The sequence below is a fragment of the uncultured Sphingomonas sp. genome (assembly GCF_964244265.1).
GTDB lineage: Bacteria > Pseudomonadota > Alphaproteobacteria > Sphingomonadales > Sphingomonadaceae > Sphingomonas.
On record NZ_CAXTHV010000018.1, the window covers coordinates 43,553 to 65,292 of the forward strand.

18 protein-coding genes and 1 tRNA gene are annotated in these 21,740 nt (G+C 65.2%); 10 read left to right on the forward strand and 9 right to left on the reverse strand.

Translation table 11 applies throughout. The features are described 5' to 3' along the window. Positions 1–2: 2 nt before the first annotated feature. Positions 3–485, reverse strand: coding sequence for a peroxiredoxin (locus ACFE7K_RS09225; protein WP_375397893.1), 483 nt, complete (start codon positions 483–485; stop codon positions 3–5). 105 nt (positions 486–590) lie between these two features. Between ACFE7K_RS09225 and ACFE7K_RS09230 the strand changes: the two genes are divergently transcribed. The 3 genes from ACFE7K_RS09230 (at position 591) to ahcY (ending at position 2,820) form a co-directional block, all read left to right on the forward strand. Continuing rightward, complete coding sequence (locus ACFE7K_RS09230; RefSeq protein ID WP_375397894.1) at positions 591–1,151, forward strand: YqgE/AlgH family protein; 561 nt, start codon at positions 591–593, stop codon at positions 1,149–1,151. Between the two features lie 43 nt (positions 1,152–1,194). Beyond that, entirely contained in the window at positions 1,195–1,335 is a 141-nt protein-coding gene (locus ACFE7K_RS09235; RefSeq protein ID WP_375397895.1) for a GNAT family N-acetyltransferase, read from the forward strand. Positions 1,336–1,416: 81 nt separating this feature from the next. Continuing rightward, entirely contained in the window at positions 1,417–2,820 is a 1,404-nt protein-coding gene (gene ahcY / locus ACFE7K_RS09240; RefSeq protein WP_375397896.1) for an adenosylhomocysteinase, read from the forward strand. 146 nt (positions 2,821–2,966) lie between these two features. Here the strand turns inward: ahcY and ACFE7K_RS09245 are convergent, their stop codons facing one another. From ACFE7K_RS09245 to ACFE7K_RS09260, 4 genes are all read right to left on the reverse strand, one after another. Beyond that, positions 2,967–6,101 (reverse strand): TonB-dependent receptor domain-containing protein, encoded by a 3,135-nt coding sequence (locus ACFE7K_RS09245; protein WP_375397897.1) that lies wholly within the window; start codon positions 6,099–6,101, stop codon positions 2,967–2,969. Positions 6,102–6,302: 201 nt separating this feature from the next. Next, on the reverse strand, positions 6,303–7,010 hold the full coding sequence (locus ACFE7K_RS09250; protein WP_375397898.1) for a TadE/TadG family type IV pilus assembly protein: 708 nt from the start codon (positions 7,008–7,010) through the stop codon (positions 6,303–6,305). Further along, on the reverse strand, positions 7,007–7,636 hold the full coding sequence (locus ACFE7K_RS09255; protein ID WP_375397899.1) for a TadE/TadG family type IV pilus assembly protein: 630 nt from the start codon (positions 7,634–7,636) through the stop codon (positions 7,007–7,009). The genes ACFE7K_RS09250 and ACFE7K_RS09255 overlap by 4 nt, the downstream gene beginning before the upstream one ends. Next, the gene (locus ACFE7K_RS09260) at positions 7,633–9,495 is read right to left on the reverse strand and encodes a TadE/TadG family type IV pilus assembly protein (RefSeq protein WP_375397900.1); all 1,863 of its coding nucleotides are present in this window, start codon (positions 9,493–9,495) and stop codon (positions 7,633–7,635) included. Before ACFE7K_RS09260 ends, ACFE7K_RS09255 begins: the two co-directional genes overlap by 4 nt. A gap of 73 nt (positions 9,496–9,568) precedes the next feature. On the opposite strand from ACFE7K_RS09260, the gene ACFE7K_RS09265 reads away from it, so the two are divergent. Together ACFE7K_RS09265 and ACFE7K_RS09270 are read left to right on the forward strand one after the other, a co-directional pair. Continuing rightward, positions 9,569–10,249: a squalene/phytoene synthase family protein gene (locus ACFE7K_RS09265; protein WP_375397901.1), complete on the forward strand. Its 681-nt coding sequence runs from the start codon at positions 9,569–9,571 to the stop codon at positions 10,247–10,249. Positions 10,250–10,343: 94 nt separating this feature from the next. Next, positions 10,344–10,826: an EF-hand domain-containing protein gene (locus tag ACFE7K_RS09270; RefSeq protein ID WP_375397902.1), complete on the forward strand. Its 483-nt coding sequence runs from the start codon at positions 10,344–10,346 to the stop codon at positions 10,824–10,826. Here ACFE7K_RS09270 and trmFO read toward each other — a convergent pair. The 3 genes from trmFO to gyrA are packed head-to-tail and all read right to left on the reverse strand — an operon-like array spanning position 10,823 to position 15,287. Further along, positions 10,823–12,133, reverse strand: coding sequence for a methylenetetrahydrofolate--tRNA-(uracil(54)-C(5))-methyltransferase (FADH(2)-oxidizing) TrmFO (gene trmFO / locus ACFE7K_RS09275; RefSeq protein WP_375397903.1), 1,311 nt, complete (start codon positions 12,131–12,133; stop codon positions 10,823–10,825). The two genes, ACFE7K_RS09270 and trmFO, sit on opposite strands and share 4 nt — an antisense overlap. A 50-nt stretch (positions 12,134–12,183) precedes the next feature. Further along, entirely contained in the window at positions 12,184–12,534 is a 351-nt protein-coding gene (locus ACFE7K_RS09280) for a DUF952 domain-containing protein (RefSeq protein WP_375397904.1), read from the reverse strand. Next, positions 12,531–15,287 (reverse strand): DNA gyrase subunit A, encoded by a 2,757-nt coding sequence (gyrA, locus tag ACFE7K_RS09285; RefSeq protein WP_375397905.1) that lies wholly within the window; start codon positions 15,285–15,287, stop codon positions 12,531–12,533. Before gyrA ends, ACFE7K_RS09280 begins: the two co-directional genes overlap by 4 nt. 240 nt (positions 15,288–15,527) lie before the next feature. Here gyrA and ACFE7K_RS09290 point away from each other — a divergent pair, with 240 nt between their 5' ends. Then, the gene (locus ACFE7K_RS09290; RefSeq protein ID WP_375397906.1) at positions 15,528–16,805 is read left to right on the forward strand and encodes a hypothetical protein; all 1,278 of its coding nucleotides are present in this window, start codon (positions 15,528–15,530) and stop codon (positions 16,803–16,805) included. Positions 16,806–16,870: 65 nt separating this feature from the next. On the opposite strand, the gene ACFE7K_RS09295 is transcribed toward ACFE7K_RS09290, so the two are convergent. Continuing rightward, positions 16,871–17,332, reverse strand: coding sequence for an Lrp/AsnC family transcriptional regulator (locus ACFE7K_RS09295; RefSeq protein ID WP_375397907.1), 462 nt, complete (start codon positions 17,330–17,332; stop codon positions 16,871–16,873). A 198-nt stretch (positions 17,333–17,530) separates the two neighbouring features. On the opposite strand from ACFE7K_RS09295, the gene ACFE7K_RS09300 reads away from it, so the two are divergent. From ACFE7K_RS09300 to ACFE7K_RS09315, 4 genes are all read left to right on the forward strand, one after another. Next, complete coding sequence (locus tag ACFE7K_RS09300; protein ID WP_375397908.1) at positions 17,531–19,390, forward strand: sensor histidine kinase; 1,860 nt, start codon at positions 17,531–17,533, stop codon at positions 19,388–19,390. 22 nt (positions 19,391–19,412) lie between these two features. Next, positions 19,413–20,435, forward strand: coding sequence for a polysaccharide deacetylase family protein (locus tag ACFE7K_RS09305; protein WP_375397909.1), 1,023 nt, complete (start codon positions 19,413–19,415; stop codon positions 20,433–20,435). A gap of 15 nt (positions 20,436–20,450) precedes the next feature. Beyond that, positions 20,451–20,527 (forward strand) — tRNA-Pro (locus ACFE7K_RS09310). Positions 20,528–20,593: 66 nt separating this feature from the next. Next, positions 20,594–21,740, forward strand: a 1,147-nt coding sequence (locus ACFE7K_RS09315) for a hypothetical protein (protein ID WP_375397910.1), incomplete at its 3' end; no start/stop codon positions are given.

Sequence of the window (21,740 nt, forward strand, 5' to 3'; positions counted from 1 at the left end):
GGTCAGAGCTGCCCGAGCAGATGCTCGGCAGAGCTTATCTTGAATTCTCCCGGTGCCTCGATGTTGATCTCCTCGACGATGCCGTCGTTGACTATCATCGAATAACGCTGGCTGCGCTCGCCCATGCCGAACTTGCTGCCGTCCATGGTCAGCCCCAGCGCCCGGGCGAATTCGCCGTTCCCGTCGGCCAGCATCGTCACCTTGCCTGCCGCATCGCTCGCCTTTGCCCAGGCATTCATCACGAACGCGTCGTTGACCGAGGTGAAGGCGATCTCGTCGACCCCCTTGGCCTTGATCTCGTCGGCCCTATCGACGAAGCCCGGCAGGTGGCGCGCCGAGCAGGTGGGGGTGAACGCCCCCGGCACGGCGACCAGCGCGACCTTGCGTCCGCTGAAGAAATCTTCCGAACTGACCGAGTCCGGACCATTGTCGGTGGCGCGGATCAGCGTGGTGGAGGGCAGGCGGTCGCCGACGGAAACGGTCATCATATTCTCCCAGGGATGGTGTGTACGCGCGCGGTCAAGCTCGTCACGATACCGGGTTTTTTCAAGCGGTGACAGGCCGCTATCGTGGCGGGTACAGACATTCGGATGGAGTCGACGCGTTTCCTGGTCGGCCAGTTCCTGCTGGCGATGCCGGGCATCGGTGATCCGCGGTTCGCGCGGGCCGCCATCGCCATGTGCGCGCATAGCGACGAGGGCGCGATCGGCATCGGCATAGGGGCGGCGATCCCGGGCCTTGGCCTGCACGATGTCCTCGACCAGTTGGAGATCGACCATGGCGCGGCGCCCGACGCGCCCGTCCATTTTGGCGGCCCGGTGGAGCCGCGCCGCGGATTCGTACTCCATTCGGGCGACTGGAGCGGCGAGGATACGATCGACGTCGCGAAGCGCTGGTCGCTGTCGGGAACGGTCGACGTGCTGCGCGCGATTGCCGAGGGCAGGGGGCCCTCGCGCTGGCTCGTCGCGCTAGGTTATGCCGGCTGGGGGGCGGGGCAGCTCGACGGCGAATTGTCGCGCCACGGCTGGTTCAACGTCGCTGGAGACGACGCCTTGCTCTACGACCTGGCGGCGGACGAGCGATGGTCCGCCGGGTTTGCGGGCGCGGGAATCGATCCGCGCCTGCTGGCCAGCGAGACCGGCACCGCCTGACGCCTTGGCGTGAACGACGAGCCAGCATATTGTTGCCGGGCGGATGATCGCCCGTGGCGAAACCCCGTTCCTCCATGCCAATGCCGGCAATGTCGGGGCGATCCGGCTGTACGAGACATCGGGCTTTCGCCATCGCGCGACGATGCAGACCAGCATCCTGGTCCGCGACAGACAGTTCATATAAAGATATCTTTATATTGAGTTTGCAATCGTTGCCCTGACCATTTAGGGGCTGGCTATCACAATCAGTTCTGGAGATATTGCCGTGGCCACCGTGCTCGACCGTACCGACTATGTCGTGAAGGACATCGCGCTTGCCGATTTCGGCCGCGCCGAGATCAACATTGCCGAGACCGAGATGCCCGGCCTGATGGCATTGCGCGACGAATTCGGCGCGTCGCAGCCGCTGAAGGGCGCGCGGATCACCGGATCGCTGCACATGACGATCCAGACCGCGGTGCTGATCGAGACGCTGACCGCGCTTGGCGCGAAAGTCCGCTGGGCGACGTGCAACATCTTCTCGACCCAGGACCATGCCGCCGCCGCGATTGCCGCGTCCGGCGTGTCGGTATTCGCGATCAAGGGCGAAAGCCTGGCCGATTATTGGGACTATGTCGGCGCGATCTTCGATTGGGGTGATGAAACCTGCAACATGATCCTCGACGACGGCGGCGATGCGACGATGTTCGCCTTGTGGGGCGCCAAGCTCGAGGCGGGGCACACCATGGCCGAGCCGGAGAATGACGAAGAGGTCGAGATGCAGCGCGCGCTCAAGGCGTTCATCGCCAAGCGTCCGGGCTACCTCACCGAGACCGTCAAGAACATCAAGGGCGTCTCGGAAGAGACCACCACCGGCGTCCACCGCCTCTACGCGATCGCCAAGAAGGGCGAGCTGCCGTTCCCCGCGATCAACGTCAACGACAGCGTCACCAAGTCGAAGTTCGACAACCTTTACGGCTGCAAGGAGTCGCTGGTCGACGCGATCCGCCGCGGCACCGACGTGATGCTTGCCGGCAAGGTCGCCTGCGTCGCGGGCTTTGGCGATGTCGGCAAGGGATCAGCGCAAAGCTTGCGCAACGGTGGCGCGCGCGTGATGGTGACCGAAGTCGATCCGATCTGCGCGCTCCAGGCGGCGATGGAAGGGTTTGAGGTCGTGACGATGGAGGAAGCGGTGACCCGCGCCGACATCTTCTGCACCGCGACCGGCAATGCCGACGTGATCACCGCCGAGCACATGAAGAACATGAAGAACATGGCGATCGTGTGCAATATCGGCCATTTCGACAGCGAGATCCAGATCGCTGCCTTGTCCAATTATAAATGGACCGAAGTGAAGCCGCAGGTCGACCTGGTCGAGTTCCCCGACGGCAAGCAGATCATCATCCTGTCCAAGGGTCGGCTGGTCAATCTTGGCAACGCCACCGGCCACCCGTCTTTCGTAATGTCGGCATCGTTCACCAACCAAACGCTGGCACAGATCGAACTGTTCACCAAAAGCGAGCAATACGGCAATGACGTGTTCGTCCTGCCCAAGCATCTCGACGAGAAGGTCGCCGCGCTCCACCTGGAAAAGCTGGGCGTCAAGATGACGACGCTGACCAAGAAGCAGGCCGATTATATCGGCGTACCCGTGGAAGGGCCGTTCAAGCCCGACCATTACCGCTACTGACGGCGGGCTCTCTCCACAAACGATATAAAGGGCCGGTTTGCCGGCCCTTTTTTTTGCTCGGTATCAGCGTCGGCAACTGTTCGGTGGAGCACGAAAAAAGGGGGCCGCACAGCGACCCCCTTGATGTGACCCAACGAAGCGGAAGATCAGAAGTTGATCTTCGCGCCACCGTAGAAATAGCGGCCGATATTTTCATATGGCACGCCGCCTTCATTACCGATCAGACCGAGCGGCGGCTTTGTATCGAACATGTTGTCGATACCCAGATAGAACGTGAAATTCCTGTTCACTTCCAAGTCAAGCTTGGCCGAGTGATAGAACGTCTCAGGGTAGTAAACCTCGGCGGTATTATCGGCGTTCTGCGCCGGCCGACCATCGAGACTGAAATAATTCTCATAGGCACCGATCGTTTGTTTGCCAATATAGTTGATTGAATAGCGCAGGGTCGCAATGCCGTATCCCAAGCCGATGTTAGCATTTGCAGCGAGTGCAGGATCGCCGAGCTCGGACTTGATCCGGTCACGGAATGTCGGATCAGTCGGGCTGACGAAGTTGTCGCGACGGATCACGTACGTCATGATACCACGCAACGAGAGTCGGAAATCGCCAAATGTACGGTTATAGTTCATCTCGAAGTCGATGCCGTCGGCTTTATACTGGGCAAAGTTCACGCCTGCGGAGATCAACGCGGGATTCTTGAAGGTCGAGTCGGCGTTGCGCGGGCTGAGCAGAGCACAATATTGGTTGTTCAGCGAGGGCAGGTCGAAGCACTGGTTCAGGATGGTCTGCGCGCCCAACACCGCGATAAGGTTATTCACCCGGATGCGGTAATAGTCCGCCGAAAAACTGAAGCCGGGCATGAAGCGGGGCGTGAGCACGCCGCCGACCGTCAGGCTCTTCGATGTTTCCGGCGTGAGTCCAGGATTACCCGCAGACAGATATCCTTGAGTCTGCGTCCTCGCCGAGGTATTTACAAAGCCAACGGGAACTCCGGCCGCCGCGCAATTGGTCGGACGGTTCGTTGTGCCGACATTGATATACAGGACGTCGCACGGATCGGTGACCTGCGCGAAGTTCTGTGAAGCCGGCGAGAACAAGTCGCTCAGCGTAGGAACGCGCACGGAGCGCGAGTAATTTGCGCGGAATCGGATGTCGCTGACCGGCGCGTAGGTCGCGCCATAATTATAGGCGAAGGTATTGCCTGCGCTGGTGTTGTAATCCGAATAACGCACCGCTCCGCTGACCGACAATTCCTTGACGAATGGCAAGTCCTTGATCAGCGGTATATCGATCTCGCCGAACGCTTCCTTCACTTCGAATGCCTGCGGGGCGAACGGCTTGAAGGCGTTGAAGAACGTGCCGCCCGACGACGACAACGGATCGGCCGAGCGGCTGGCCGTTTCGCGGCGATACTCGCCACCGACCACGAACCGCACCGGACCGCCAGGCAGGGAAAACAACTGCGACGAGTCCCCGCCGACATAGCCGAGCACGTCGAGCTCGGTTGCCCTGCTATCGACATAAGACGTCGTGTTGACGAAGTTGAGCGCGGCCTGGCTCGGGCGGCCATCGCCGAAGAGATTGACCGGTACGCAGTCCGGCCGCGTGACCGTCACCGAGTTGACACGGCAGACAGGTGTGCCGTTCACGAGCACCGAATCATAGGCCAGCAGGAAGCCGTCGGGATTGCCGTTCAGGTCGTACAGCTTCAGGTCGTTATATTCGTCCTGGTGGATCTTGACCTCACCATAGGTTGCCGACAGCTCGTAATTCCAATCGGTGTTGAACGTGCCCTTGATGCCGCCGACGATGCGGAAGGTATCGCGTTTCACAAATTCCGACCGGCCACCAAAATCGATGTTGAAGCGATTGAGCCCGAAGGTGCCGGTGGCCACGTTTGTGCACACGCCGACCGCTTGCAACGCGGCGAGGTTGGCCGCCGTCAGGAAGGCGTTGCTGCAACGCGGATTCGACGCGCCGATCGTGGCGGCCACGCTTGAGAAGAAGCTGGGCTGACCCTCTTGCAGAGAGCGGATACGGACGTATTTGGCCTCAACGAACGGCACGAAGGCCGGGCTGATTTCGAAATGCGCCAGCAGGTTGGCGGTGAAGCGCTTCAGGCCCGGCGCGAGCTGGCCGGTATCGCGCAGGGTCGAGCCGGGTACCAGCGAGGTGGGCGAATCGATGATGTTGCCGGACCCGAACGGCCGGAAGTCATAGGCCGGAATATCCTGAAGCAGGTTCCCGCTGCCATCGAAGCGAAAAATACGCTGCACGCCCTGCGCCGTACCGGCATTGAGGCAGCGCGCGGCGCCGATCGCCGCATTGGCGCCGGCGGGCGCGAGCGTGGTGTTGGTGCATGCCACGGTTGTCGTGACACCGCCGACCAGGATCGCCGGGTTCGCAGCCAGGACGGTGCCGCCGTTCGAGATCGTCGCATTGCGCACGCCGCAGAAATAGACCTGGTCGGGAACCCCGTCGCCGGACTGCGGTTCACCGGCCGTGTTCTGATTGAGGTTAAGCTGGCAACGGCCGGTATAAGCGCCGGTCAGATCGTTGCGCTGGGTGAAATAGAGCGGATCGGCAATCGCATATTCCAGGTTGATCGCGATGTTGCCACGACCTTCGGCGAAATTCCGTCCCGCCGTCAGCGAAATGAATTTGATCGCTCGGTCGCCACGACTGGAAACGCCGCTTTGCGCACGCGCCGTAAAGCCCTGATAATTGTTCTTGAGAATGAAGTTGACGACGCCCGCGACCGCATCCGAGCCGTATACCGCCGAGCTGCCGCCCGTGATCACGTCGACTCGCTCGACAAGGTCGGTCGGAATGGTGTTGGTGTCGATCAGGAAGTCGCCCGGGCTGGCGGTGATGTGCCGACGACCGTTGACCAGCACCAGCGTGCGGCTGACGCCCAGGCCGCGAAGGTCGAGCAGGTTGAGACCGGTGGTGCCGATAAAGCGTGTCGAGTTTGCCTGGCTGTAGGTCGAGCGGATCGAGGGGAGGTCGTTCAGAGCGTCGCCGATGCTGATGTCGCCCGTCTGTGTCAGTTCCTCCGCGTTGATCGATGTAACCGGCACGGCCGATTCCTCGTTCGGCCGGCGGATGCGGGATCCGGTGACGACGATCGCGTCATCATCGTTCGTATCCGTCGGCTGGGTCGTCGGCGTAGGCGAGGGCGTCGGCGTGGTCTGTGCCGATGCCGGTATGCTGCTCAACAATAATGCGGCGAACGCGGCCGACGTAATCGTGGTCGAACCGAGCAATGCGGTTTTGGTCATGATGGCCCCTTTTTGATCGGCGCGCGTTTTCCCGACGCGGCTTAACCAGACCAAGGTTGGAAGAGCCGTTCTGCGGGCGCAAGTCTATTTGCACCTGCGGCATAAATCTTTGCGGCTTGTCACTTTTTGGCAACAATCACCCGTCGGCCGCCACGCCGCCGCAGTCGCCGTCCCGGCGGATCACGGGTGACCTCGACGGCTTCAGGCGTTGTGCAGGTTGCAGGTCGATCGCGTCGCGGTCGGCGACGGATTGAATATACGCGAGAAATCGCGGCGGTCGCGGACGATGAAGGACGCAACGTAATGGATCTTCTGCGCCCCGAACAGCCATTTGGCGATCACCGGCTGGTAGTCGTAGTTGATCTCGACGAACATCACGCCGGAATTGGGCGGTGCGGTTACCTGGTTGCCGGCATCGCCCATGCCACCGGGCGCCAGCGTACCGTCATTGGCGGGGGTGGTGTCGGTGCCGTCCGTGACGGTTGTCGTCCCATAGCTCGAATCATAGCCGGCACCGCTCCTGACGCCGATGCAGCGCTGCCAATGGATGCTCTGGACGCCCGCTGAATCGGCCTCCAGGCTCGACACCGTGACCCGACCGAAGGTGGTCAGGTTGATCGGCGCGCCCTGCAGCCGCGTCGCCTGCAGCACGTCGTTCATGTCGACCTCACGCAGCTGTTCGGTCTGGAGTGCATTCATCAGCCCGACGCGCGCGGCATTGTCGGCCAGGTTCAGCGCGACCTGGCTGACGCGCAGATTGGTGAGCGAGAAGTTCCCTGTCTCGATCGCCCACACGCCGATGCTGAGAAAGATCGGCAGCGAAAAACCGAATTCGAGAAGCGCGTTGCCGCTGCGGCTGGCGCCGAGCCGGGCGAGCAACGACCGTGTCGCATGAACAGGCGGGATCATGTGCATATCGAGGCCACCGCCTGCGCGCTCTGGGTGGCATAAGGCTGGTTCTTGAGCACGGTCGTCGCGCTGATCGACTGGTTGGGCGACCAGCCGAACAGTCCGTAGACCGGGAACAGCCGAGGGTAGCTTACCGTCATCGAATAGACCGTGACGTCGTTGGCGCCGCCCTGGCTGGCAATGCCGGGATCCGCGTCCCACGTCTTGTTGCCGTTAATGTCGGTGAAGCATTCACCGGCGTCACGCTTGCCGTTGCCGTTGCTGTCGGTGAAGTCCTCGGGCTTGATATTGGCGAACTGGGCATAGGATTTGCGCGTCGAGCACCAGGTGAAGGCCCCGGTGGCGGCCACCGGGCAGGCCTTGGTCGGGTTCTTCATGATCGCCGTCATCATGCCGATGACGGTGCCGTCGATCGTCGCCGTATTCTGCGCGCCGCCCTGGATCGACGAATCGCGCCCCGCCTTCTGCAGGGCGCCGTTGAGCAGCGCCTGCGCATATACCTGGTACAAGAGGTCGAAGATGCCCATCAGCAGCGCCAGCATTACCGGCGCGACGATCGCGAACTCGATGACGGTCGCGCCGCGCCGGTCGCGACGCAGGCGGCGCAGCAGCGCGTGCGTGATCATTTCGACACCCGCAGCATCGCGACCTGCTGCGCGATCGCCTTGAACGCCGCCTGCAATTGGGGCTTGCTGGTCGCGGTGTAGGCGAAACCGTTGCCGGACGAGCAGCTCTTGAGGTCGTCGTTCAGGTCGGTGCCGAGGGCAACGACATAGATCGCGATATTGAGGTGGTCCTTGGCATATCTGCATTCCGCCAGGAAGCGCGCGACATGCTTGTCGTAATCCGTACTGACCGAGCCTCCGGTCACGCGGCTGTCAAAGCCGGTATCCTCGATTCCGTACAGGCTGTAGATCGAGGTGCTGGGCGCCATCTGCCCGTCGGTCATGAACACGATGTTGCGTGACGGGGGGTTGCGGCCCGGCCAGGCGGCGGTGTCGCTGCCGAAGATCCCGTCGGGCGACAGCATCCGGACTCCCCAGATCATGCCCACGTCGTGATAGGTGCCGCCCAGCGCCTTGAAATCGTTGTTATAGACGTAATTCTGGACGTCGCTGGCGGTCATCACGCTCAGCCGGCGGGCGGGCATGCCGCACGAATAATAACCGGCGGCGTTGTAGGTCGAGCTGCCATAGAAATAGGCATCGCGGTTCGCCGAAGTATCCTCGTAATAGGTGCTGGTCGCGTTGTCGTAGCTCGAATTGTTCCGGTCCCATTCCACGTTGGGCCACATCGGCCGCCACTTGGTGGCGTCGCTGGACGGGATCAGATCGGGATTGAGATCTGGCGGCAGGTTATCGATGTCAAAGGTCGACGCGGTGGTGGTGTCGCGCTCCTCGATGCAACCCTGCCAGGTCGCCGTGCTGCCGTCGAGGCGCGCGGGATTGGGCACTGCGACCCCGGTGACATATTGGCTGATGTCGAGCGGCCATTGCTGATAGCGCCAGATCGGGATGTAATTCTGCCGGGTGCCCTTGCAATTGCCGCTGCCGCCGGAACTCCACGCCGCCCCCGTTATGTAATAAGCGGTGCTGTCGGTATACCAGCCGCTGGCGGGGTAGCGGGCGTTCGCGCTGCTGCAATTGCCCGCATTATAGCCGGTCAGCGTGACCGCGGTCGCGCTGCCGCTCTTGGCCTCGCCGATGACGCGGCGGGTCTGGTATTTCCAGGTGGTGTTGACCAGATACTGGCTGGGGATCAGCTTGCCGACATTGACCGTCGACGAATAGGTCACGAAGCCATAGCGGATATGCGTCGACGGATCGGCATTGGCGCGCATCGTCGAATCGAAATCCTGGACCGCGTCGCGTAGCGCCTGGAGCTTCGAATCACTCTTTTCCTGGACATAATAGCCCGTCGTGCCGTCGTTGCGGGTATAGCTCAGATTGGCCTGCGAGCAGCTGGCGTCGGCGGGCGCGCAGGCCATCGATCCGGTCGTGTCAAGCACGAACATGATGTCCGAATCGGCCAGGTCGTAGCGCGCCTCGCAACTGACCTTGATCGTCTGGTCGGGCAACTGGAACATCTTCATGATGCTCATCGGCACCGTGGCCTCGGCTTTTCCCGCGACCTGCTTGTCGCTGGTCTTGGTCGGGGTGAAGGACACCGCGCTGGTCTGCATCCAGCCGGAGCGGAAGTTGTTGCGGAAGAACGTTGCCGCCTTGTCCGCGGCATTCGCGTCCAGCGTGGCGTCGTTGCTGTCGGCCATGAACTTGCGGCCGGCCAGCGCACCGGCATCGCAGGCCTGTTGCAGGCGGACCTTGACCATGTACAGGCGACCCATGTCGATCGCCGAGCCGGACAGCGCGCAGAGCGGAATCAAGGCGATGGCCATCATCGCAAGCGTATTGCCGCGCACGTCCCCGCGCAGCCGCCCCAGGAACGTTCGCGGCGCCCCCCGCGCATGACCATCTTGTCCGATCATCTGCCCCGTACCGTCGATAAGGTCCTACGAGGTCCATGATGCGGCCAAACAGGATAACCCACTCTCAAGCGTCATGGTTAAGGCGGCGTTGACGACGATCCACGATCCCGAGCGTGCGCTGATCGTCAGCTATGCCCCGGCCGGCCGGCGGGACGGCCTGGCCGCGCTGCTCGCGCTCGACGCGGCCCTGGCAGGCGTGCTCCGAACGACGCGCCAGCCGCTCGTCGGCCAGATGCGGCTGGCCTGGTGGCGGGAAGCGCTGGAGCGGCTCGACCGTGCGGCAGCGCCGGCCGAGCCGGTGCTGCGCGCGCTGGCCGCGGATGCCTTGCCGCACGGGGTGCGGGGAGCGGCGCTGGCGCGGATGGTGGAGGGTTGGGAAGCGCTGCTCGTCGATCCGCTCGACCTGCGCGCCCTGCAACGTCACGCCGTGGCCCGGGGCGGCCGGCTGTTCGCATGCATCACGACGATGCTGGACGTTCCCGGGCGCCGACTGGCGCGGTTCGGCCGGGGCTGGGCGCTTGCCGACCTGTCGCGGCACCTGAGCGACGTCGCGCTCGCCGCCTGCGCGCGGGAAATGGCGATGCCGCGCCTCGCGACCGACTGGACGGACAGGGGAACGGCCTGGCCGCGGGCAGCACGGGCAGCCGGCGGCCTGATCATCGCCGCCCGCCTGGACCTGGCGGATCGGTCGCCGCCGCCCGGGTCGCCCCGCCGTGTGGCGCGTCTCGCATGGCATCGGCTGACCGGTCGGTAGGGGCTGCCAGATCGTCGCCCTGGTCCTGAGTCGCCCGGGGGTTTCTTCGCCGCCCGGCCGGCGGTAGAACCGGCGCGATCAGGAGGGTCGGGCGATGTGGCGATATGTGGCGGGCGTGGCCGCGGCGGTCCTGCTGGTGGCGGCGGGGATGGTCCTCCAGGCGTCGCGGCCGACCGGGGGACCAGCACTCGCTGCGCTTTCGGCGATCCCGGGGAATATGGGGAACGCCCAGGACACGCTGCCTGAAACCGTGCCGGAGGCCAGCGCAAAGACCCGCGAGGAGAAGCGATTCGGCCGCTACGACAAGAATCGCGACGGATCGATCACCCGCGCCGAATATCTGACGCCCCGCCAGAAGGCGTTTGCCAAGCTCGACCGCGACGGCAACGGCATGCTGTCGTTCGACGAATGGGCGATCAAGGCGGAAACCAAGTTCGCCACCGCCGACGCGGACAAATCAGGGGCGATGAGCCCGGCCGAATTCACCACGACGGCGGTCAAGCGGAATGCCAGGACCAAGCCCGATTGTCCGTCGGGTGCGCCGAAGGCACCTACGGCGGACGGCGACGATACCTAGGCCGCCATCCAGCGCGCCAGCGCTTCGCGCGCGCGGCCGGTATACATCGTCTTACGCTCGGCCTTCTTCGGGCGTCCCGCAATCGGCGGGAACAGCCCGAAATTGACGTTCATCGGCTGATAGGTGTCGGCGACCGCACCGCGGGTGATGTGGTTGAGCAACGCGCCCAGCGCGGTCTCGACCGGCGGCGGCGTCATCGCGCGTCCGGCAAGCTCGGCGGCGGCGAACCGTCCGGCGAGCAGGCCGATCGCGGCGCTTTCGACATAGCCCTCGCAGCCGGTGATCTGGCCGGCGAAACGGATGGCGGGCCGCGACCGCAGCCGCAACGTCGGGTCGAGCAAAGCGGGCGAGCGGATGAAGGTATTGCGGTGCAAGCCGCCGAGCCGTGCGAACTCGGCGCGCTCCAGGCCGGGGATGGTGCGGAACAGGCGGACCTGCTCGGCATGCTTCAGCTTGGTCTGGAAGCCGACGATGTTCCACAATGTGCCCGCCGCATTGTCCTGGCGCAACTGGACGACCGCATGGGGCCAGCGGCCGGTGCGCGGATCGTCGAGCCCCACGCCCTTCATGGGGCCGAACCGCAACGTTTCCGGGCCACGCTCGGCCATCACCTCGATCGGCATGCAGCCTTCGAAATAGGGCGTGTCGCGCTCCCAGTCTCGAAACTCGGCCTTCTCGCCGTCGACCAGGCCCTGGACGAACGCGTTGTATCCGTCGCGATCGAGCGCGCAGTTGATATAGTCGTCGCCGCCCTTGTTCCATCGCGCCTGGCGCCAGGCGACGTCCATATCGATGCTGTCGAGATGCACGATCGGCGCGATCGCGTCGAAGAAGGCGAGCGCATCGGCCCCGGTCGACGCGCCGATTGCCGCCGCCAGACCGGGCGCGGTCAGCGGGCCGGTGGCGACGATGGCCGGACCTTCCGGCAGCGTGTCGATCCGCTCGCGGAGGATCGCGATCCGGGGATGCGCCGCGAGCCGCGCGGTGACCCCGGCGGCAAAGCCGTCGCGATCGACGGCCAGCGCGGAACCGGCGGGGACCCGGTGGGCGTCGCCCTCGCGCAGGATCACCGAACCCAGCGCGCGCATCTCGGCATGAAGCAGCCCGACCGCATTGTTGTCGGCATCGTCCGACCGGAAGCTGTTCGAACAGACCAGCTCGGCAAGATCGCTGGTGTGGTGGGCAGGCGTGGTATCGCCGCCGCCACGCATTTCGGAAAGGCGGACGGCAAAGCCGGCCTCGGCCAGCTGCCATGCCGCTTCCGATCCGGCCAGTCCGCCGCCGATGACATGGATGTCGTGGGTCATCGCCCGCGCCTAGCAGCGCCCCGCCCGCGCGGCCAGCGCCGGGCGCCGGATCAGCCCGCGACCGGCAGCTTCACGATGCCGCCGTCGCCGCGCTCCAGCGGCGAATAGGCGATGACGGCGTCAAGCGGCAGAGGGCCGAACAGATGCGGGAACATCTGTCCTCCCCGCGACGGCTCCCAGCGAAGGGCATCGGCGAACACGTCGAGGTCGACCGCGACCACCCAGAGGTCGGCTCGGCCCGGAAAATGGCGATCCACCGTCTCGGTCAGCTGACCGGCGGTCGACAGGTGGATGAACCCGTCGGCGAGATCGACCGGCGCGCCGGTGAACAGGCCGCCTTCCAGCTCGGCCAGCTCGGCGGCGGTCAGCACCTTGTAGGCGGTCGACGGATACGCGCTCATTCGCCGCCCTCGGGACCGGCGGCGCTGTCGTCGCCGGTATCCGCCCCGGTGTCGGGCACGCGGTCGCGGGTCTCGTCCGCGATCAGCACCGCCTCGGCATCGCCTTCGGTCTCCTCGATCCGCGCGGCCGAGACGACATGCTCGTTCTCGGCGACGTTGAACAGCCTGACGCCCGCCGATCCCCGCCCGATCACGCGCAGGTCGCCCAGCGACATGCGGATCAGCTTGGCCTGGTCAGTGACCAGCATCAGCTGGTGGCCCTTGGTCGCGGGGAAGCTGGCGACGACGGGCCCGTTCCTCGCGATATTGTCGATGTTGGTGATCCCCTGGCCGCCGCGCCCGGTGCGGCGATATTCATAGGCGGAGGACAGCTTGCCGTACCCGTTCGTGCACACCGTCAGGATGAACTGCTCGCGCTTCTGCAGCTCGGCATGGCGATCGGGCGCGATGTCGGCGTCGCCTTCCTTTTCCGCTTTCCACGGGGCGAAGCGAAGGTAGCTCTCGCGTTCCTCGGGCGAGGCGCCGACGCGGTGCAGGATCGACAGCGAGATGACCTGGTCGCGGGGTCTCAGCGTGATTCCGCGCACGCCGGTCGAGTTGCGGCTCTGGAATTCGCGCACCTCGTCGCCGGCGAAGCGGATCGCCTTGCCCTGGCGCGTGGCGAGCAAAACGTCGTCCGCTTCGTCGAGCAGCGCCACGCCGATCAGCCGGTCGTCCTCGTCCTCGCCCTCGAACTTCATCGCGATCTTGCCGTTCGAGGGCACGTTGGTGAAGGCATCCATCGCGTTGCGGCGGACGTTACCCCTGGCGGTCGCGAACATGACGTGGAGCTTGCCCCATTCGCTCTCGTCCTCGGGCAGCGGCAGGACGGTCGAGATCGTCTCGCCCTCGGCGAGCGGCAGCAGGTTGACCATCGGCCGCCCGCGCGTCGCGGGACCGCCCTCCGGCAGGCGCCAGACCTTCATCCGATAGACCTTGCCCAGCGTCGAGAAGAACAGCACCGGCGTGTGGGTCGAAGTGACGAACAGCTCGGCGACCGCATCCTCCTGCTTGGTCGCCATGCCCGCGCGGCCCTTGCCGCCGCGGCCCTGCGCCCGAAACGTGTCGAGGCTGGTGCGCTTGATATAGCCCTGGACGGTGACCGTCACGACCATGTCCTCGCGCTCGATCAGATCCTCGTCGTCAATGCCGTCGGCGGCGGCGGCGATCGTGGTGCGGCGGGGCGTCGCAAACTGGGCGCGGACATCGGCCAGTTCCCCGCGCAGCACCGCATACAGCTTGGCGCGGTCGGCCAGGATCGCCAGCAGCGCGGCGATCGACGCCGCCAGCTCGGCCAGCTCCCTGGCGATCTCGTCTCGGCCGAGCGCGGTCAGGCGATGCAGCCGAAGGTCGAGGATCGCGCGGACCTGGAGGTCCGACAGGCGATAAGTGTCCCCCGCGATCGCGGTCTCGATCGCCTCGACCAGCCGGATGTACGGGGCGATTTCGGCGATCGGCCATTCGCGGACCAGCAATGCGTTGCGCGCCTCGCTCGGGCTCGACGAGCCACGGATGATCCGCACCACCTCGTCCAGGTTGGTGACGGCGATCACCAGCCCCAGCAACAGATGAGCGCGGTCGCGCGCCTTGGCCAGTTCGAACTTCGATCGGCGGGTGATCACCTGTTCGCGGAACTGGATGAACGCCTGGATGAAGTCGCGCAGGTTGAGCAGATCGGGGCGGCCGCCACGGATCGCCAGCATGTTCGCCGGGAACGATCCCTGTGCCGGCGTGTGCCGCCATAATTGGTTGAGCACGACATCGACCGTCGCATCGCGTTTCAGGTCGATGACGATGCGCACGCCCATCCGGCTCGATTCGTCGCGAATGTCGCTGACGCCTTCGATGCGCTTGTCCTTGGCGGCTTCGGCGATCTTCTCGACCAGCGCGTTCTTGCCCTGCTGATAAGGAATTTCGGTGAGGATGATCGATCGCCGGTCGCCGCGCCCCTCCTCGATCTCGTGGCGCGAGCGGAGGACGATCGATCCGCGCCCGGTGTCATAGGCGGAACGACAGCCCGTTCGGCCCAGGATGATCGCGCCGGTCGGGAAATCGGGGCCCGGCACGATTTCCATCAGCTGCTCGGTGGTGATCGCGCCATTGTCGAGGCAGGCGAGGCATGCATCGATCACCTCGCCCAGATTGTGCGGCGGGATGTTGGTCGCCATGCCGACCGCGATGCCGCCCGCGCCGTTGACCAGCAGATTGGGAAAGCGCGCGGGCAGCACCGTCGGCTCGTTTTCCGAGCCGTCGTAATTGGGCCGAAAGTCGACCGTATCCTGGTCCAGGTCGGCCATCAGAAAGCTCGCCGCCTTGGCCAGCCGCGCCTCGGTATAGCGCATCGCCGCAGGGGGATCGGGGTCCATCGACCCGAAATTGCCCTGGCCGTCGATCAGCGGCAGTCGCATAGCCCAGTCCTGGGTCATCCGCGCCAGCGCTTCGTAGATCGAACTGTCGCCGTGCGGATGGTATTTGCCGATCACGTCGCCGACGATCCGCGCGGACTTGCGATAGGGTCGGTTGTGAAAGAACCCGCTTTCCTGCGCGGAGAACAGGATGCGGCGATGCACCGGCTTCAACCCGTCGCGTACGTCGGGCAGCGCGCGCGCGACGATCACGCTCATCGCGTAATCGAGATAGGAGGACTTCATCTCGTCGACGATGCTGATCGGGCTGATGTCCGAAGGGTCGGCGAGGACGGTCTCGTCGGTCAAGGCGGCGGTGCTTTCGGGAGGGTTTCGGTTCCATGACGTATCTAACCGAGCGGACTGCCGATGTCACGCAGGCGCGCGCGCGGGCACGCGCGGAGGGACGGAAAGCCCGGTCGGGGCAACCACGACGTTCAAGGCGCGTTCAGCCATGGATGGGCATCCCCGCGGCCGCCTTGAACGTCCGGGGCTGCGCCCTATAGCGGTACCGGACGGGCGTCGGCGCCCCATGAGGAGAGTTTGGGCATGAAGAGGATTTCGAGCGCTGCGCTGGTGGCCGCGATGACGATCGGCGCCGCATCGGTCGTCGCCGCGCCGCCGGCTTATGCCAAGAAAAAGGATACGCCGCCTGCGGGTGCGCTGGTGCTGAGCGAACCGATCCGCGTCCAGGCACAGGCCGCCAAGGACGCGATCACCGCCAGCAACATACCCGCCGCCGAGGCCGCGATCACGCAGGTCGAGACCGCGGCCACCACCGACGACGAGAAATATGTCGGCGCGGTACTGCGGTACGCCGTCGAATCGCAGAAGCTGTACGACAAGCAGAAGTCGACCAACGGGGTGTTCGATGCCCGGCCGCTGGCCGCGCCGCTCGACGTCCTGATCGCCAGTCCCAAGACGCCGGCGACCGACCTGCCCAAATACCTCTTCACGCGCGGGACGGTGTCGTTCGATCAGCGGAACTATGCCGGCGCGGTCGGTTTCTTCACCAGGGCGAAAGCCGCCGGATCGACCGAGCCCAATTTGCCGCTGTATCTGATCAAGTCCAAGGTCGAGGGCGGCGATGTGGCCGGCGGCATGGCCGACCTGGATGCGGTCTGGACCGCCAAGGGCCCGATGACCGACGATTATTACAAATACGCCATCGCCAAGACCAATGCCGCAGGCATGAAGGCGGAAACCTTCAAGTGGATCAAGCGGCGGGTCGCGGCGTCGCCGAGTTCGCAGACCTGGCGCGATGCGATCGTGTTCTACGGGCTGCAGCAGCAACCGGTAGTCAAGCTCGACAAGCGGCAGATGATCGACCTCTTCCGCCTCATGCGCCGGACCAAGTCGCTGGCCGACCAGACCGATTACGAGGAATATGGCCAGAAGGCCTATGACATCGGCTTGCCCGACGAAGCCAGGACGATATTGAACGAGGGCAAGACGCTGGGCAAGATTCCGGCGACGAGCAGCACGACCAAGAGCTTGCTGTCCGACTCCGCCACCGCCATTGCGGGCGAGAATTTCGCGACATTGGAAAAGAAGGCGGCCATCGCGCCCAAGGGGGAGGTGGCGGCGCAAACCGGTGACGGTTACCTCGGGCGCGACGAATATGCCAAGGCGATCCCGCTCTATCGTCTGGCGTTGCAGAAGGGCGTGGCGGATACCGACCAGGTCAACCTGCACCTCGGCATCGCGCTGGCGCTGTCCGGAGACAAGGAGGGTGCCCGGGCGAGCTTTGCCGCGGTAAAGGGCGCACCGCGTGCCGACATCGCGTCCTTATGGGCGATGTGGCTCGATTCCCCCGCGGCTGCCTGATCTGTCCGGCGCCGGGTAACCACCGGGAATGGCGGTGATGCCGCCATTCCCGGTAATTACGGGCATCATCCGACCGGAACCCCGGGTTGGTGCTTCGATGTCCGCATCGTCAGCGACGTCTTGACGCTTTCGACGTTGGGCGCCGGGGTCAGATGCGTCGTGAGGAATTCCTGGAAGCTGGGCAGGTCGCTGGCGACGATCTTCAGGATATAGTCGATCTCGCCGCTGAGCATGTGGCATTCGCGGATCTCGGCAATGTTGGCGACATGCGATTCGAACGCCGCCAGATCGCGTTCGGCCTGGCTCTTCAGGCTGACCAGCGCGAACACGGTTATCGGATATCCCAGGGTCGCGGGGTCGAGATCGGCATGATAGCCGCGGATCACACCGCTGTCTTCGAGCACCCGCACCCGGCGCAGGCAGGGCGGCGCGGTCAGGCCCACACGATCGGCGAGTTCGACGTTGGTCATGCGTCCGTCATCCTGCAGATGCCCAAGGATCTGCCGGTCGATCCGATCGAGCGCCATCATCATGCTCCTTAAACTTTTGCTCGCTGCACGGCGGGTGGAGCATAAGATAATTGCCCGTCCACGCAATCGTCCCACATTGCAACGCGTCAAAAAGGAACGGCGCGGCGCCAAAAAGGAACGTATCGTCCACCCTGCACAAGGGTTAAGAAATCCTTCGGGCGGTGCCGCCCAGCGCGCGCCAACAAGGTATCCATTTTGCGGTTCGACGACAGTCTCGACACGGTGCTGGCCGCCGACATGGCGACGCCGTTCGGCGCGCAATCGGCGTGGCGCCAGCTGACCGACCTGATCGGGCGCGGCCGCGTGGCTGCCTCGCCGGCGGCGATGGCGGCATTGGCGAAGATCAGGCCGATGGTGCCGCCAACGATCCGCGCAGCGAGCGCGCGATCCCTTGCCTTTGCCGATCCTCCCGCGGGGCTGGTCCGCCTGTTTGGCGACGATATGCCGATGATCGCCGCCCCGGTGCTGAGCGTCGCTCGACTGCAGCCGGCGGAGTGGCTGGCGCTGATCCCCGATCTGCCGCCGTCGTCGCGCGCGCTGTTGCGGCATCGACGAGACTTGGGCGCTGCGGTTGCGCGGGCGCTCGACAGTTTCGGCCGATCCGATTTCGTCTTGCCCGGGCCGCCGGCCGAGAAGGTCGGAGAGGACCGCCCCGCGGATCGGGTATCGGCCTTATCCGATCGTGAAGACCTGCCTGCTCCGTATGAGGTTGTCCGCCCCCCCGACGGGGGGCAACCGGCGATCAACGTCGCCGATGGCGACTTCATCACGCTGATGAACGCGGCGATGAGCGTGCCGGTGATTGCCGAGGCCGCGCGGCGCGGCGAGGCCGATCCGGCGAACGACGATGAAGGTGCCACGACGACCGCGTTCCCGGTCGGGGAAAGGGCGGTGCCGGGCGATACGGAAACCGCCGGCGGCCCGTTCCCGATCGCCGACCTGGTCGCCCGGATCGATGCCTATCAACGCAGTCGCCCGACCTTCATCCCGCTCGAACCACCGGTCGCTGCGGCGTTGCCGACGAACCAGTTCCGCTTCGAAACTGATGCGCAGGGCGTGATCCGCTGGGTCGAGGGGGCGCCCCGCGAATTGCTGATCGGGATGCCGCTCGACGGCGCCGGCGCCGGCGCGCCGATCCGGGGTGACGGGATCGTGCTGGGATCGTTCCGCCGTCGCGCGGTGATTGCCGATGCCCGGCTGGAGATCGCGACTGGCCCGGCGCTGTCCGGGTCGTGGCAGGTTTCGGCCAGCCCTGCCTTTGACCGTGCCACCGGACGCTTTACCGGCTATCGCGGGGTTGCCCGCCGTCCGCGCGTCGACGAACGAGCAGAGCCGATTGCGCGCGCCGCGATGCCGGGTGCCGAATCGCTGCGCCAGCTGGTCCATGAACTTCGCACGCCGACCAATGCGATCACCGGTTTCGCCGAAATGATCGAAAGCGAGATCCTGGGCTCGGCGCCTTTGGTCTATCGCCAACGCGCCGGTGCGATCCGCGACGAAACGCGCGACCTGCTGGAGGCGATCGACGATCTCGATCTGGCTGCCCGGATCGAGCAGCGGGTGCTCGCGCTGCGCCCCGCGCTGGTCCCCGTCGCGCCGTTGCTCACGCGGATCGGCGCATCGCTGGAACCGTTGATGCGCGAGCGAGGATGCTCGGTCACGATCGAGCGCGGGCCGCCCGGGCTGACCATCACTGGCGATGCGATGGCCGTCGAGCGCATCATCTCGCGCCTGATGGCGACCATGGTGGGCGCGACGGGGGCGGGGGAGCGCGTCGCGGTTCACGCCTCGCTCGACCCCGCCGGCGCGGTGTCGCTGGGATTTGATCGGCCCGCCGCGCTGGCCGCCTATTCAATCGACGGGTTGCTGGCGATCGACGCCGAGGATCATGACCTGGGTGCCAGAGCCTCGCTGCTTGGCGCCGGCTTTGCCCTGCGGCTTGCCCGCAACCTGGCCGGTGAGCTTGGCGGCGCGCTGGTCGTCGACCAGCATCGCTTGACTTTGCGGCTGCCGGCCGTCTTGGATCACCCGGTGGAGCAGCTTTTCTCGCACTGACGTGACAGTCGACCGCCCTGGTGTGCCGCGGCGCCCATTCCGCCCCCGCGCGCCGCTGCCCGCCGATCGGATCCGATGGCCGGCGGATTTCGGCACCCGTTTTGTCGTGTTCGTCGATACCGAGGAGGAATTTGACTGGGGGGCGCCGCTCGCGCGTGACAATCGATCGACCAGCACGGTCGCGGCCTTGCCGGCGGCGCACGCCCGGTTCGTGGCGGCCGGCGTGCCGCTGGCGCTGATGGTCGATTATCCGGTCGCCACCGACGATGCGGCGATCGGCCACATCGCGCCGTTGCTTGCCGAACCGCGGACGACGGTCGGTGCCCAGCTCCACCCCTGGGTCAACCCGCCCTATGTCGAGGACCTGACCCCGGTTAACAGCTTTGCCGGCAACCTGTCCCGGACGGTGGAGGCGGCCAAGCTCGACCAGTTGACCGCGGCGATCACCGACGCGTTCGGCCGCCGCCCCGTCGCTTACCGCGCCGGACGCTATGGGCTTGGTCCCACCAGCATCGCGCTGCTGGCGGAGCGCGGGTATCGGATCGACTGCTCGATGCGCCCGGCGCATGATTATTCGGCCGAGGGCGGTCCCGATTTCTCGGCGATCGGCAACGGTGCGTTCCGCCTTGGCGGCATGGTCGAACTGCCGCTGACCAGCGTCTTCACGGGCTATGCGCGCGGCATCGGCAACGCGCTCTATAGCGCCGCCGGCCGGGTGCCGAAGGGGCGCGGCATCCTGGCACGGAGCGGCGCCTTGTCGCGGGTGTCCCTGACCCCCGAAGGAATGCCGATCAACGAGGCGATCGAGGCCGTGCGGATCGCGGCGGGGCAGGGCGAACGGGTGTTGAGCTTTGCCTTCCACTCGCCGTCGTTGGTTCCGGGGCATACGCCTTATGTGCGCGACGGCCGCGATCTGGCGACATTCTGGCGCTGGTGGGATCGCATGCTGGGCGCGCTGGACCGGCTGGACATACGCGCGGCCGGGCTGGCGGAGGTGATCGCGGCGGCCGACCAGTCGCTTGCCGCCTCCCGCATTGCCGACTAGAGCAGGCGCCCGTGTCGGGGAGTGGCGCAGTCCGGTAGCGCGCCTGCTTTGGGAGCAGGATGTCGCAGGTTCGAATCCTGTCTCCCCGACCACTTTATCGCGAAAGCGACGGATCTCCGCCACTTTGCGTGTGCCGTTATTCCGGTCTGTGCACATGAGTGTGGCACACGCCGGCGGCACACGCTGGAGAGGCGAAGACCACCGTGTGCAACATCCCCCATGCCTACCGCAGTGCCGGCCGCTATGTCTTCCGGCGCCGCATCCATTTCCGAAATCTTATTTCCACCCCGCTATCGATCGCGCTGGGTACTGCCGACCCGCGGGTCGCGCGCACCCGAGCGTCGATCTTGTCGGCGCGTTTCGTGCTGGTGAAGTCGAGCGTGGATGCGATGCTGGAAGACGGACGACGCCTGACTGGACCCGAGATCGAGGCGCTGTTCCGTGCTGAACTCGAAGCCCAACTCAGCTTCTACGTCCACAGCGCCTATGAGAATGCCTCCTGGTCGTCATCGGTCCCCGAGGTTGCCGCACAGGAAGCCGAAGCCTACAAGATCATTTGGCGCCCCGACCGACACCTTGGCTTGACCGACCAAGACCGCGCCGAGTTGATCGAACGCGGGCTCGGTGCCGACATCACGCCGATCGAAGAATATGCGCAGCAGATCCGCGATATGCTGACCGACGACGTGGTCGCGAAGCGGCTGGAAGCGATCGGCGCCCCCGTTCACGCGGGAGCGATCGCCGTTGCTCGAACTCACTTGATCCGGGCAGCGGCCAGCGCGTGCTCGCGTGTCCAGCGCGTCTTCGACGACGACATCATGGACGCCGCCGATCCGATCGCGGCGCTGATGGCTGATCTCGGACCACCGACCGAGATGATGCGGAAGTTGACCTCCGCTATCGACCCGGTAGTTGTTCCGATCGCTCTGCCGCCAGCTGAGAGCCAGTTCCAGGTCCATGACGCGCGTCCGTTCAGCGCCGTGATCGGCGATGTGCTAGTCGACCTGAAAGCAGACGGCATCTGGAAGGGCGATCTCAAGCAGCAGCGCCGCATCATGGAAACGTTCGCCTGGATCACCGGCGACAAGCCGCTTGGCGCTTATACGCATCTCGACGCGGCAGCCTTCAAGAAGGGGATCCAGCAGCTTCCTGCTCGCTTCTATTACGGCTCGCTGACCGAAGGCGCGATGTCGCGCCCCTTCGCCGAGGTGATCGCCGAGTTGCCGCCGACGATCGCGGCCGAGCGGCGCAGTGAACCGCCCCGGGTTTGCCGGAGGCCATTGGTTGTGAGTCACGCCGCCATAC

What these genes read in the sequence shown, in the direction of transcription:
- ACFE7K_RS09225 (WP_375397893.1), bottom strand. Translation starts at nt 485, where the DNA reads ATGACCGTTTCCGTCGGCGACCGCCTGCCCTCCACCACGCTGATCCGC.
- ACFE7K_RS09230 (WP_375397894.1), top strand. Translation starts at nt 591, where the DNA reads ATGGAGTCGACGCGTTTCCTGGTCGGCCAGTTCCTGCTGGCGATGCCG.
- ACFE7K_RS09235 (WP_375397895.1), top strand. Translation starts at nt 1,195, where the DNA reads ATGATCGCCCGTGGCGAAACCCCGTTCCTCCATGCCAATGCCGGCAAT.
- ACFE7K_RS09245 (WP_375397897.1), bottom strand. Translation starts at nt 6,101, where the DNA reads ATGACCAAAACCGCATTGCTCGGTTCGACCACGATTACGTCGGCCGCG.
- ACFE7K_RS09250 (WP_375397898.1), bottom strand. Translation starts at nt 7,010, where the DNA reads ATGATCCCGCCTGTTCATGCGACACGGTCGTTGCTCGCCCGGCTCGGC.
- ACFE7K_RS09255 (WP_375397899.1), bottom strand. Translation starts at nt 7,636, where the DNA reads ATGATCACGCACGCGCTGCTGCGCCGCCTGCGTCGCGACCGGCGCGGC.
- ACFE7K_RS09260 (WP_375397900.1), bottom strand. Translation starts at nt 9,495, where the DNA reads ATGATCGGACAAGATGGTCATGCGCGGGGGGCGCCGCGAACGTTCCTG.
- ACFE7K_RS09265 (WP_375397901.1), top strand. Translation starts at nt 9,569, where the DNA reads ATGGTTAAGGCGGCGTTGACGACGATCCACGATCCCGAGCGTGCGCTG.
- ACFE7K_RS09270 (WP_375397902.1), top strand. Translation starts at nt 10,344, where the DNA reads ATGTGGCGATATGTGGCGGGCGTGGCCGCGGCGGTCCTGCTGGTGGCG.
- trmFO (WP_375397903.1), bottom strand. Translation starts at nt 12,133, where the DNA reads ATGACCCACGACATCCATGTCATCGGCGGCGGACTGGCCGGATCGGAA.
- ACFE7K_RS09280 (WP_375397904.1), bottom strand. Translation starts at nt 12,534, where the DNA reads ATGAGCGCGTATCCGTCGACCGCCTACAAGGTGCTGACCGCCGCCGAG.
- ACFE7K_RS09290 (WP_375397906.1), top strand. Translation starts at nt 15,528, where the DNA reads ATGAAGAGGATTTCGAGCGCTGCGCTGGTGGCCGCGATGACGATCGGC.
- ACFE7K_RS09295 (WP_375397907.1), bottom strand. Translation starts at nt 17,332, where the DNA reads ATGGCGCTCGATCGGATCGACCGGCAGATCCTTGGGCATCTGCAGGAT.